Below are 12,734 nucleotides of genomic sequence, written 5' to 3' on the forward strand. Positions count from 1 at the left end.
TGAAGCTGTAGCTTCCCTTGGTCTCGTAGTCCGGGTTGCCAATCAGGGTCACCGCCCCCGTGGCGGCATTGATGCTGAACAGCGCCGCGTCCGCTCCCGCCTTCAGGCTGTAGCTGGTACTGCCAGTCGCGATGTCGCCGCTGTCGGTGCTGGTGACGGTGTAAACCACCTGCCCGGCACCGCTGTTTTCATTGATGGCACTGGCCGTCGCCCCCGAGGTGATGGTCGGGGCTGTGTCATCCAGGTTATTGACCCCCAAGGTAACCACCTGCTCGCTGGCATTGCCCGCCGCATCGGTGGCCACCACGGTGAAGCTGTAGCTTCCCTTGGTCTCGTAGTCCGGATTGCCAATCAGGGTCACGGCGCCCGTGGCGGCATCGATGCTGAACAGCGCCGCATCCGCTCCCGCCTTCAGGCTGTAGCTGGTGCTACCGGTCGAGATGTCGCCGCTGTCAGTGCTGGTCACGGTGTAAACCACCTGCCCGGCACCGCTGTTCTCATCGATGGCGCTGGCCGTGGTCTCCGAGGTGATGGTCGGGGCTGTGTCATCCAGGTTATTGACCCCCAAGGTAACCACCTGCTCGCTGGCGTTGCCCGCCGCATCGGTGGCCACCACGGTGAAGCTGTAGCTCCCCTTGACTTCGTAATCAGGATTGCCAATCAGGGTCACAACCCCCGTCACGGGGTTGATGCTGAAGGCTGCGTGATCACCCACCACCTTGAGGCTGTAAGTGACATCGCCCGCATCGCTTGCGACAGCGGTATACACGCTCTGCAAAGCACCGCTATTTTCCGAAATGGCAGCAGCCGTCGCGCTTGAGCTGAATTTGGGTGCGAAGGTATCAACCACCCCGGCAACGGCATCCGTCAAATTCTGCCCCGTTTGCGCTGACGTATATTCCCCGCCCTGGACGACAATCCCCTGCGCACTTTCTGTCAACGTCGCCTTGCCGTTGCTGACCTGCAACCCGGCAAGCAGATCCTCGATGGTTTTCTGGCTATTGCCACCGTTCTGACTATCGGCACCGGATAGTGCTGCCAGTACGGCTCCATATATTTCGCCTGCGCTCAGGCCGTTGGCGCTATCAAAGGCGCCGCCATTGGTCGGCACTACCGTGGTGCCATGCAAACTCGGCAGACCAAACAGGTCGGCCACGGCATTGTTGATGTCGTTGACCATGGATTCGGCGGGCAAACCACCGGCAGCCGTATCTTGCACCTTGTGATAAGCCAGGGTGCTCAGGACGTTGAGATTGACGGTAACGGTAGAATTAGGCTGCGACACCACTTCCATCGCAAACAGCTCTGCATTCAGGTCTTTGCCTGCCTGGGTCGCTTCATCGAGATAGTCGGCGCTGGAGCCGGTGTTAACGACCCGGGCGATGACCACGCCAAGATAGCTGCCAACCGCGATTGAGAAGGTGCCATCCGGATTGACCTGCGCCTCTCCCAGCAGAGTGACACCGTCAGCCTGGTAAACCTCGACCCGCAGATCATTGCCAGCGACAACCGGGCCACCCACTATGGTCCCCGCAACTCTGTTAACGACACCGACATCGGTACCACCATCACTATCGCCGCCTCCACTACTGCCAGCAGCCAGCGCGATCCCGCCAAGACCAAGTGCCCCCAACCCGACCGTGATGGGGGTGAAGAAATCACTATCAGAACTCCCCTGCCAGATGAGTTGCTCACCATTGGCAGCCGTCTCTATTACCGGGCTCTCACTCGTCACCGCGGCACCGTTCAAGGCCGAGCCATCCAGCTCCGCCTGGGGAATAAACGCAGTATCTGGTTCATCATAAAAATCGGTGAGTTCCACCAGAACGCCATCGTCACTGGATTCGATGATCAGCGAGCCGCCCTTGCGTTTGACGAACAAGCCATCTGGGGATTTGCCGGTCGAGGTGTCGATTAACGCGTACTTGGCGCCAGATTGAGCCGGAATGATGACAGCATCGGTAAGAGGTATTTGCCGCAGTGAGCCGTCAGCAAGGCGCTCTACAAGTTGCAATGACTGTTTAACGCCTGTTTTTGAAGCCATGTAGATCTCCCTATCCACTTGTATTTAAATGATATATTTATTAGGAATGACGGCCTGCGACAAAAGGCGACGGAGTCGATACTAGCAGACAAGTTGCAATCGAAGATAGCTGTCACTGACAGGCCCGCTACGGCTCAATCCAACCTGGGGTATATGCCAAAAACCACATAAAAATAGAGTCTTATGGCGGTAACACCCCCTCTTGCCATACCTTTGGAGCAGCACCCTCCCCTGGACCTGATGTCTAACATCACCCTGTAGTTGCTACCCCCGGTGGCGGCACACCGTCATCTACCCTTGAAGGGCGCCGTCCGGCAGGACGGCCTTCCATTCGCCGAGACACAGAGAAGGACATCATGGGCAGCAAACGAAAATCCAGAACGGAAGAACCGGTCGTGGCCGAGGCGCAAAAGCCCCTTGGCAACAAGGCATACGAAAAGGCGCTGCGCCTCTTGCACGTGGAGCTGGTCAGGCTGCAGCAGTGGGTGGTGCACAAGGGGCTCAAGGTCTGCATCGTCTTCGAGGGGCGCGACGGGGCCGGCAAGGGGGGCACCATCAAGGCGATCACCGAGCGGGTCAGCCCCCGGGTCTTTCGGGTCGTCGCACTGCCCGCCCCCACGGAGCGGGAGAAGAGCCAGCTCTACTTTCAGCGCTACATCCCCCATCTGCCGGCGGCGGGGGAGATCGTCATCTTCGATCGCAGCTGGTACAACCGGGCCGGGGTGGAGCGCATCATGGGCTTTTGCAGCGAGGAGGCGAGCGACAAATTCCTGGCTGGCACCCCCATGGTGGAAAAAGCCCTGGTAGACTCTGGCATCATTCTGCTGAAGTACTGGCTGGAGGTGACCCCACAAGAGCAGGAGCGGCGGCTGCGTGATCGCATCGACGATGGCCGCAAGATCTGGAAGCTCTCCCCCATGGACATCAAGTCCTTCGATCGCTGGGATGACTACACCCGGGCGCGGGATGCCATGTTCATCGCCACCGACACCGCCTGGGCCCCCTGGTTCGTGGCCCACTCCGAAGACAAGAAACGGGTGCGCCTCAACATCATCTCCCACCTGCTGGCACACATCCCCTACGAGGTGCTGCCGGCGGAGCCGGTGAAGCTGCCCAAGCGCAAGATAGGCAAAGTCAAACCATCGGATCACCCGCTTCGCATCGTGCCAGCCCTCTTCTAGCCAGAGGGGGGTGAGCCCTGGCTCACCCCCTTTCCCTTCCTGCCCCAAGGGACAACCGGTGCCGTTGGTATCACCCAATGGCTTGTTGTTGCTCACGTTTTCCCGTTTGCCTCCCCTATACTTCAGCGACATTCAGGTCTGGCCGAGCGAGGAGGCCCCCATGTTGCGACTGTTTGCCCTGCTGCTTGTCTGCCTGGTGCTCCCGGTACGGGCACTGACCCTGACCCCGGTGGCGGGGGAGCTGCGCCACCCCTGGGGGCTCGCCTTCCTGCCGGATGGCGGTTACCTCGTCAGCGAGCGCCCTGGGCGTCTGCTGCGCATCGATGCAGGTGGCTACCGCCATGTGGTCTCCGGCCTGCCGCCCCTCGCCGCCACGGGTCAGGGGGGGCTGCTCGATCTCGCCCTGGACGGCGATGGCTGGCTCTATTTCAGCTACAGCGAGCCGGGGGACGGAGGCGCCGGCACCGCCGTGGCCCGGGCCCGACTGCAAAAAGACGCCCTCGTCGACTGGCAACTGCTGTTTCGCCAAGAGCCCAAGGTGGCCGGCGGCGCCCATTTCGGCTCCCGCCTGGTGCTGACGGATGACCACCTCTTCATCACCCTGGGGGATCGCTACAGCGAGCGGGAGCGGGCCCAGACGCTGGACAACCACCTCGGCAAGACGGTGCGTCTGCACAAGGATGGCCGGGTCCCCGCCGACAACCCCTTCGTCAAGACGCCGGGGGCCCTGCCGGAGATCTGGAGCCTGGGCCATCGCAACATGCAGGGGGCGGCCCTGCGCCCGGGCAGCCAGCAGTTCTGGGCTCACGAGCACGGTCCCCAGGGCGGGGACGAGGTGAACCTCATCCTGCCAGGCCACAACTACGGCTGGCCCAGAGTGACCTTTGGCGAGGAGTACGGGGGCGGCAAGATTGGCGTGGGCCAGAGCGCGCCGGGCATGACGGCACCGCGCTGGATCTGGGTGCCCTCCATCGCCCCCTCGGGCATGGCCTTTTATCAGGGGAACCTGTTCAGGGAGTGGCAGGGGGATCTGTTCGTCGGCGCCCTGCGCGGTCAGGCCTTGTTGCGCCTGCACCTCGACGGAGACAAGATAGTGTCGGCGGAGCGGCTGCTGACCGATCTGGGGGAGCGGATCCGTACCGTCAAGGAGGGCCCCGACGGCGCGCTCTACCTGTTGACGGATTCAGGCCAGGGGCGCCTGCTCAAACTGACCCCATAGCATGAAAGGAGCAAGGATGAAGACGAATCGCATGCTGCTGGTGCTCTGCACCAGCCTCTGGTTGCTGGGCTGCAACACCATCCACGGGATGGGGCGGGACATCGAGAAGGCGGGGGAGGTGATCCAGGGCTCCGCCAAGCTGACGGACGCACCGGCCGCAGAGGGTCGCTGATCCCGGCCAGGTGGCGCTGTGGTTCGCCTCCTGTCGCCCCTTTCCTTATCCCTGTTCGGCGCTGGCCACCAGACTGGCCAGCGGCGCCATGGTCACCCTGACCCCGTGCTGTGCCAATGCCTCGCGGGCGCTCTGGGGCAGTTGCTCGTCGGTGATCACCTGATCGATCGCATCCCAGCTCACCACGTTGAAGGTCCCCACCTTGCCATATTTGGACGAATCGCAGATGAGGATGCGGGTCGCCGCCGACTCCACCACGGCTCGCTTCACCGGCACCTTCTGTTCGCTCGGGGTGGAGATCCCCTGACTGTCCCAGGAGGAGGCTGACAGGAAGGCGATGTCCAGATGGAGGTTGCGCAGGAAGTGGGCGGTGGCCTCCCCGGCACAGGACTGGTTCTCGCGAATGACCTGACCCCCGGTGTGATAGAGGCGGCAGCGGCCGTGCTCGATGAGGTAGGCGCAGACCATGAAGTCGTTGGTCACTATCATCAAGTCTTCCCGAAGCGCCAGCTCCCGGGCCAGCTCCAGGGAGGTGGTACCGGCATCCAGATAGACGGTGCTCCCCTCGCTCACCTGGGCGGCGGCGAGCCGGGCAATGGCCAGCTTGGCCCCCTGCATCAGGCTGCGCTTGGCGGCGTGTGAGGGCTCGCTCTTGATCCGCTGGGAGAGGCTGACCCCGCCGGAGACAGAGAGTACCCGCCCCTGCTCCTCCAGCTTCTGGATGTCGCGCCTGATGGTCATGTGGGAGACCTGCAGCCAGTCGGTCAGCTCCACTATGCTGACCACGCCGCGCTCTGCCAGCAGTTGCAGGATACGTTGCTGTCGCTCTACGGGAATCATCTTGCCTCGCGCCTCGGGAAAAGGAAGGTGTCATTCTACCCCAGCGACCTGGGAAAAAATGATAAATAACCTGAAACGGGCTCACAAATCACATTTATTCACAATAAAAACGCCAAAATTTGACTCAAAAGAATCTCAATCCTCATAAATAACAAAAATTAACACCAATTAAGTTATTTTTTGTGACGACTGCCTGATATTTCATCGCCGCAAGCCTCTACTATCTGCTCATCAGTCGTAATCGAGGAATCACGAGATGAGCACTCCCTATCATGTTGCGGTCATCGGCTTGGGCGCCATGGGCATGGGCGCCGCCCGTTCCTGCCTGCGGGCCGGGCTCACCACCTATGGCATCGACCTCAGCGAACAGGCCCGCGGCCAGTTGCAGCAGGCCGGTGCCGCCGCCGTCATGGCCGATGCCAGGCCTCTGGCCGAGACGCTTGATGCCGTGCTGTTGCTGGTGGTCAACGCCACCCAGGTGCGCCGCATCCTGCTCGGCGAAGCGGGGCTGGCTCGCCACCTCAAACCGGGCACTGCCATCATGGTCTCTTCCACCATCGCCGCCGAAGAGGCGAGCGCCCTGGCTGCCGAGCTGGCGCTGATGGGGTTGCCGATGCTGGATGCGCCGGTTTCCGGTGGTGCCATCAAGGCCGATGCCGGCGAGATGACGGTAATGGCCGCAGGCTCCGACGCCGCCTTCGACAAGCTGGCCCCGGTGCTGGATGCGGTGGCCGGCAAGGTCTACCGGGTCGGCAGCGAGCCGGGCCAGGGCAGCACGGTCAAGATCATCCACCAGCTGCTGGCCGGGGTGCACATAGCCGTCGCCGCCGAGGCCATGGCGCTGGCCAGCCGGGCTGGCGTGTCCCTGGATCTCATGTATGACGTGGTCACCCATGCCGCCGGCAACTCCTGGATGTTTGAAAACCGCATGCCCCGGGTGCTGGCCGGTGACTACCAGGCCCGCTCCGCAGTGGACATCTTCGTCAAGGATCTCACCCTGGTGGCGGACACCGCCAAGGCGCTGCGCTTCCCGCTGCCGCTCGCGAGCACGGCGCTGAACATGTTCCTCGGCGCCAGCAACGCGGGCCACGGCCAGGAAGATGACAGCGCCGTCATCAAGATCTTCTCAGGCATCACCCTGCCGGGTCAGGAGGAGCAAGCATGAAACTCGGAGTCATCGCAGACGACTTCACCGGCGCCACCGACATCGCCGGTTTCTTGGTGGAGAACGGCCTCTCCACCCTGCAACTCGCCGGCGTGCCGGAGCATGACGGGGATCTGCCCCCGGTCGATGCCGTGGTGATCAGCCTCAAGAGCCGCTCCTGCCCCGCGGACGAAGCAGTGCGCGACTCCCTGGCGGCCCTCGACTGGCTCAAGGCCCGCGGCTGCCCGCGCATCTACCAGAAGTACTGCTCCACCTTCGACAGCACGGCGGCGGGCAACATCGGCCCCGTCACCGACGCCCTGTTGGCGGCGCTTGACCAGCACTTCACCCTGATCTGCCCGGCCCTGCCGGTGAACGGTCGCACCGTCTATCAGGGCAACCTCTTCGTCGGCGCCCAGCCACTCGCCGAGTCCGGCATGCGCCATCACCCCATCACCCCCATGACCGACAGCAACCTGCTGCGGCTGATGGAGGGGCAAGCCCAGGGCCGCGCCGGTCTGGTGCCGTTCAATACCATCGCACAGGGTCCCGGCGCCATTGCCGACGCCTTTGAGCAGCTAACGCAAGCTGGTGTGCGCTACGCCGTGGTCGACACCCTGACCGAGCAGCACCTGCTGGACATCGCCAACGCAGCCCTCGACATGCCCCTGGTGACCGGCGGATCCGGCCTCGCCATCGGCCTGGCCCGTCAGCTTGGGAGCGGCGATCTGCAGGGTGCCCGCGAAGCGGGCTGGCCCAGAGGCACCCGCGCCGCGGTGCTGTCGGGCTCCTGCTCCGAGATGACCAACCGTCAGGTGGCCCGCTATCGCCAGCACGCTCCTGCCCTGGCGCTGGATGTGGTGCGCTGCCTCGAAGATGCCGACTACCCGGCCGAGCTGGCGCGCTGGGTACTGGACCAGCCCCGGACCCCGGCGCCGCTGGTCTACGCCACCACCAGCCCGGCAGAGCTGGCCCGCATTCAGGAAACCCACGGCCAGCAGGCGGCCAGCGACGCGGTGGAACACTGCTTTGCCCGCCTCGCCCAACTGCTGCAAGGTGCCGGCGTGGACCGCTTCATCATCGCCGGTGGCGAGACCTCGAGCCGGGTCACCCAGGCCCTCGGCGTCAAGGCGTTCCACATAGGCCCGCAGATCGCCCCCGGTGTGCCCTGGGTGCGGGCCATCGACGCCCCCCTGTCGCTGGCCCTCAAATCCGGCAATTTCGGGAGCGACGACTTCTTCGACAAGGCTCAGGAGTACTTCCATGACTGAACAGGCACTGCGCGACACCATGGTGATGCTGGGGGCCTCCCTCTTCCAGCGCGGTTATGCCACCGGGGGCGCCGGCAACCTCTCCGCCCTGCTGCCGGACGGCACCCTGATCGCCACCCCGACCGGCTCCTGCCTGGGACGGCTCAGCGCCGACAGGCTCTCTCACGTCAACCTGCAGGGGGAACACCTGGGAGGTGATCGCCCCTCCAAGGAGGTGGCCTTCCACCTTGCCATCTACCACAACAATCCGGACTGCCGGGCCGTGGTACACCTGCACTGCACCCACCTGACCGCCCTCTCCTGTCTGGAGGGGCTGGATCCGGCCAACGTCATCCGCCCCTTCACCCCCTACTACGTGATGCGGGTCGGCCAGTTGCCGCTCATCCCCTACTACAAACCGGGGGATGCCCGCATCGCCGAGGAGCTGGGGCGCCGCGCCCCCGAAGGCAACGCCTTCCTGCTGGCCAACCACGGCCCCGTGGTGACGGGCAAGGATCTGGTGGATGCGGTCAACAACATGGAAGAGCTGGAGGAGACGGCGCGCCTGGCACTGATGCTTCATGGCCACTCCATCCGCTACCTGAGCGAACCCGAAATTGATGAATTGAGGAGGATGAAACCATGAGCAAGTTTGCCGCCAATCTCACCATGCTGTTTACCGAGGTGCCGTTCCTGGAGCGCTTCGCCGCCGCCCGCGACGCAGGCTTCGAGGCGGTGGAGTTTCTCTTCCCCTACGAGTGGCCGGCCGCCGAGCTGGGCCGCCGCTTGCGCGAGCAGGGGCTCTCCCAGGCCCTGTTCAACATGCCGCCGGGCAACTGGGCGGCAGGGGAGCGCGGCATGGCCGCCATTCCGGGGCGGGAAGCGGAGTTTCGCGGCCACCTGCCAAGCGTGCGTGACTATGCCCTGGCGCTCGGCTGCACCAAGGTACACGCCATGAGCGGCATCGTGGACCCTGCTCATAGCCTCTCGGCCCACCGCCAGACCCTGATCGACAACATCCGCTTCGCCGCCGACTTCCTGGCCGAAGACGGCATCAAGGTACTGCTCGAGCCCCTCAACGATCGGGATGTCCCCGGCTACTTCCTGGCCCACCAGCTCGACGCCCTGGCCCTGGTGCAGGAGATAGACAGACCCAACGTGGGGGTGCAGCTCGACCTCTATCACGCCCAGATCATGGACGGGGATCTCACCCGTCTCATCGGCAAGCTGGGCCCGGCCATCGGCCACGTCCAGATCGCCTCGGTACCGGATCGCCACGAGCCTGACGAGGGGGAGATCGCCTACCCCCACCTGTTCAAGGTGCTGGCGCAGGCGGGCTACCACGACTGGATTGGCTGCGAGTACAACCCCAGAGCCGGCACCCGGGAAGGGCTGGGCTGGCTGACACAACAATAACGACCCTGAACATGAACGAGTCTGAGGATAACAAGATGCAGATCATCATCACCGGCGGCGGTGGCTTCCTGGGCCAGAAACTGGCCCGGGCCCTGCTGCAAGGCCCCCACCCCTTCACCGAGCTGCTGCTGGTGGACATCCAGCAGCCGCAATCCCCCCTGCCGGACCCCAGGGTTCGCTGTCTGCGGGCCGACCTCACCGAAGCCGGTGTCGCCGAGTCCCTCATCAGCGAGCGGACCGCCGTGGTCTACCACCTGGCCGCCATCGTCAGCAGCCACGCGGAGCAGGACTTCGATCTCGGCTGGCAGGTCAACCTGGACACCACCCGCACCCTGCTGGAGGCGTGCCGCCATGCCCGGCCGGGCATCCGCTTCGTCTTCACCAGCTCGCTCGCCGTCTATGGCGGCCCGCTGCCGGAGCTGGTGAATGACGGCACGGCGCTCACCCCCACCTCCTCCTACGGCGCCCAGAAGGCCATGGGAGAGCTGCTGGTCAACGACTACAGCCGCAAGGGCTTCGTCGACGGTCTGGTATTGCGCCTGCCCACCATCTGCGTGCGGCCGGGCAAGCCGAACCGCGCCGCCTCCTCCTTTGTCAGCAGCATCATCCGCGAGCCGCTGCAAGGGGAGAACGCCATCTGCCCGGTGAGCCCGGATCTGCGCCTCTGGCTCTCCAGTCCCGCCACCGTGGTCGCGAACTTCCTGCTGGCGGCCAGACTTCCCGCCACCGGTGACGCCCGCAGCATCAACCTGCCCGGCATCAGCGTGACCGTCGGCGAAATGCTGGAGGCCCTCGCACGGGCCGGTGGCCAGGCGGCCCGGGATCGGGTGCAGTTTGCCGCCGATCCGGCCATCGAGCGCATCGTGGCGAGCTGGCCGGGACGCATCGACAACCAGCGGGCCAGCGCCCTCGGTTTCGCGGCAGACAGGACGTTTGCCGACATCATCGACAGTTTCATCACCCATGACATGCAGGAGGCATCATGAGCGACATCCCAACCCCCATCATCGGTCTCATCATCGCGGTCTTCGTGCTGGTGTTCCTGGTCATCCGCACCCGGGTGCACGCCCTGATCGCCATGCTGGCGGCGGCCTGCATCGCCGGGATCACCGGCGGCATGAGCATCGACAAGACCCTCACCGTGATCACCCAGGGCTTTGGCTCCACCCTCGGCAGCATCGGCATCGTCATCGGCCTCGGGGTCATGATGGGTCGCCTGCTTGAGGTCTCCGGCGCCGCCGAACAGATCGCCTACAGCTTCATCAAGTGGCTCGGCAAGCGCCGCGAGGAGTGGGCACTGGCCATCACGGGCTACATCGTCAGCATCCCCATCTTCGTGGACTCCGCCTTCGTCATCCTCTATCCGGTGGCCAAGGCGCTGGCAAAAAGCGGCAAGCGCTCCCTGCTCACCCTGGGGGTGGCGCTCGCGGGCGGCCTGGTGGTAACCCACCATACCGTGCCGCCGACCCCGGGCCCGCTGGGGGTTGCAGGCCTGTTTGGCGTGGACATCGGCGCCATGCTGCTGACCGGCATGGCCCTGGCCATCCCCTGCGTGCTCGGCATCGTCTTCTACGCCCAGTGGCTCGACAAGAAGTACCCCGAGTTCGGTGCCCAGGCCGCCCAGACCCCGGACGAGCTGCAAGCCACCTATGAGCAGTACCTCAAGGAGAAGGAGGGCAAGACCCTGCCGAGCCTGACCCTGTCGCTGCTGCCGATCCTGGTGCCCATCGTGCTCATCTTCGTCAAGGCCATCTTCACCACTCTGGCCACCCTGGAGGGCATGGACGGCCTGATGGCGAACCCCCTGGTGCAGGGCATCAACTTCATCGGCACCCCCATCATCGCGCTGGCCATCAGCGTGCTGCTGGCGGTCTATACCCTGGTCCCGCACATGGACAGGCACGCCACCGCCGCCCGCCTGGAAGAGGGGCTGCAATCCGCCGGCATCATCCTGCTGGTGACCGGTGCCGGCGGGGCGCTGGGGGCCGTGCTGCGCGACAGCGGCGCGGGTCAGCAACTGGCCGAGCAGATCGCCCAATTGCCCATCTCCCCCATCCTGATCCCCTTCATCGTGGCGACCCTGGTGCGCCTCATCCAGGGGTCCGGCACCGTGGCCATGGTGACGGCGGCCTCCATCTCCGCCCCCATACTGGCGCAGATCCCCGGGGTCAACATGCTGCTGGCCGCCCAGGCCGCCACCATGGGGTCGCTCTTCTTCGGTTACTTCAACGACAGCCTGTTCTGGGTGGTCAACCGCATGATGGGGATCTCCGACGTCAAGCAGCAGATGATCGTCTGGTCCATCCCGACCACCATCGCCTGGGCCATCGGCGGCACCGGCGTCGCCCTGCTGAACCTGATGTTCGGCTCCGGCGGCACCTGGTTCGACCCCGTGCTGCCGCTGCTGGTGCTGGCGCTCATCGTCTGGTACGTCAAGGGGCAGTCCCTGACCCCGGCGGCCGGCGTAGTCCCGAGCCGGGAGTCATAACCCGCGCCGTCCAGGCAACGCTGTGTGACGAGGGCCAGTCTGCTAGACTGGCCCTCTTTTTTCTTCATCTTGCAAAGGAGTGTTGGATGTCTGCGTCTTCCTGGTGGGACAAGTCCACCGGTTTTGCCCTGCTCACCATCTTGCTGTGGGCCTCCCTCGCGGCGCTCACCTCCCGGATCACCAGCGTCTCGCCCCTGGTGCTGGTGGGGCTGGTGCTGCTGTTCTGCGGGGCAGGCACCCTGCCATTCTGGCGCCAGTGGCGCGCCAGCCCCCTCACCTGGCTGGTGACCATCACCGCCCTGCTGCTCTATCACCTGCTGCTGTTCATGAGCTTTCGCCACGCCCCCGTGCTGGAGGCAAACCTCATCAACTACCTCTGGCCGCTGTGCATCATCCTGTTCACCCCCTTACTGCTGCCGGGTCATCCCCTGAGCCTGCACCATCTGCTGGCCGGGGCCCTGGGTCTCGCGGGATCGGTGCTGGTGATGGTCGATGGTCACCTGCAACTGCAACAGGCCCATCTGCCCGGCTACCTGCTGGCCCTCGGCGCTGCCATCGTCTGGGGCGCCTATTCCGTGCTCTCCCGCCGCCTGCCTCCCGCTCCCGCCGTGGTCACAGCCGCCGCCTGCCTGCCCGCAGGCCTCTTGGCCCTGCTGCTGGCATGGATGCTGGAAGGCCCCTTGCCATTCGCCCGGATCCCCCAGGGAGACTGGCTGCTCATCGCCGGGCTCGCCCTCGGCCCCATGGGGGCGGCCTTCGTCACCTGGTATCTGGCGCTGCGGGACGGGGATCCGCGCCGCATCGGCGCGCTCGCCTACCTCACTCCCTTGCTGAGCACCCTGCTGCTGGTCTGGCTCAACGGCGAGGCGCTCACCCCGCGCCATCTGCTGGCGGGGGGGCTCATCATGGGCGGCGCCCTGCTCGGCCTGCTGGTGAAGAGCCCAAGTCAACGGGAGCTGGCACAGCCACTGTCATAAAAA

General features: G+C 64.7%; 10 protein-coding genes and 1 pseudogene. 9 read left to right on the forward strand and 2 right to left on the reverse strand.

Features of this window, described 5'->3' with window-relative positions; translation table 11 throughout:
• Window positions 1-2,044: cadherin domain-containing protein (locus tag AB5Y93_RS15030; protein WP_368229731.1), on the reverse strand; the 2,044-nt coding region annotated here is incomplete at its 3' end.
• A gap of 356 nt (window positions 2,045-2,400) precedes the next feature.
• Between AB5Y93_RS15030 and ppk2 the strand changes: the two genes are divergently transcribed.
• Together ppk2 and AB5Y93_RS15040 are read left to right on the forward strand one after the other, a co-directional pair.
• On the forward strand, window positions 2,401-3,225 hold the full coding sequence (gene ppk2, locus AB5Y93_RS15035) for a polyphosphate kinase 2 (protein ID WP_109422477.1): 825 nt from the start codon (window positions 2,401-2,403) through the stop codon (window positions 3,223-3,225).
• A gap of 160 nt (window positions 3,226-3,385) precedes the next feature.
• A pseudogene (locus AB5Y93_RS15040) lies at window positions 3,386-4,580 on the forward strand (PQQ-dependent sugar dehydrogenase); the annotation flags it as partial.
• Window positions 4,581-4,661: 81 nt separating this feature from the next.
• Here the strand turns inward: AB5Y93_RS15040 and AB5Y93_RS15045 are convergent.
• Window positions 4,662-5,456 (reverse strand): DeoR/GlpR family DNA-binding transcription regulator, encoded by a 795-nt coding sequence (locus AB5Y93_RS15045; protein WP_010673300.1) that lies wholly within the window; start codon window positions 5,454-5,456, stop codon window positions 4,662-4,664.
• A gap of 256 nt (window positions 5,457-5,712) precedes the next feature.
• Here AB5Y93_RS15045 and ltnD point away from each other — a divergent pair, with 256 nt between their 5' ends.
• From ltnD to AB5Y93_RS15080, 7 genes are all read left to right on the forward strand, one after another.
• The gene (gene ltnD, locus AB5Y93_RS15050) at window positions 5,713-6,621 is read left to right on the forward strand and encodes an L-threonate dehydrogenase (protein WP_045523655.1); all 909 of its coding nucleotides are present in this window, start codon (window positions 5,713-5,715) and stop codon (window positions 6,619-6,621) included.
• The gene (gene otnK, locus AB5Y93_RS15055; protein ID WP_368229732.1) at window positions 6,618-7,871 is read left to right on the forward strand and encodes a 3-oxo-tetronate kinase; all 1,254 of its coding nucleotides are present in this window, start codon (window positions 6,618-6,620) and stop codon (window positions 7,869-7,871) included. Before ltnD ends, otnK begins: the two co-directional genes overlap by 4 nt.
• Entirely contained in the window at window positions 7,864-8,496 is a 633-nt protein-coding gene (locus AB5Y93_RS15060; protein WP_041214644.1) for an aldolase, read from the forward strand. The genes otnK and AB5Y93_RS15060 overlap by 8 nt, the downstream gene beginning before the upstream one ends.
• Complete coding sequence (gene otnI / locus AB5Y93_RS15065; protein WP_048208225.1) at window positions 8,493-9,266, forward strand: 2-oxo-tetronate isomerase; 774 nt, start codon at window positions 8,493-8,495, stop codon at window positions 9,264-9,266. The genes AB5Y93_RS15060 and otnI overlap by 4 nt, the downstream gene beginning before the upstream one ends.
• Before the next feature lie 11 nt (window positions 9,267-9,277).
• Complete coding sequence (gene denD / locus AB5Y93_RS15070; protein ID WP_368229733.1) at window positions 9,278-10,252, forward strand: D-erythronate dehydrogenase; 975 nt, start codon at window positions 9,278-9,280, stop codon at window positions 10,250-10,252.
• Complete coding sequence (locus tag AB5Y93_RS15075) at window positions 10,249-11,754, forward strand: GntP family permease (protein ID WP_368229734.1); 1,506 nt, start codon at window positions 10,249-10,251, stop codon at window positions 11,752-11,754. The genes denD and AB5Y93_RS15075 overlap by 4 nt, the downstream gene beginning before the upstream one ends.
• Before the next feature lie 86 nt (window positions 11,755-11,840).
• Window positions 11,841-12,731: a DMT family transporter gene (locus AB5Y93_RS15080; protein WP_368229735.1), complete on the forward strand. Its 891-nt coding sequence runs from the start codon at window positions 11,841-11,843 to the stop codon at window positions 12,729-12,731.
• Window positions 12,732-12,734 lie beyond the last annotated feature (3 nt).

Origin of the sequence: Aeromonas sp. R10-1 (genome assembly GCF_040908465.1) — a bacterium.
Lineage (GTDB): Bacteria > Pseudomonadota > Gammaproteobacteria > Enterobacterales > Aeromonadaceae > Aeromonas > Aeromonas caviae.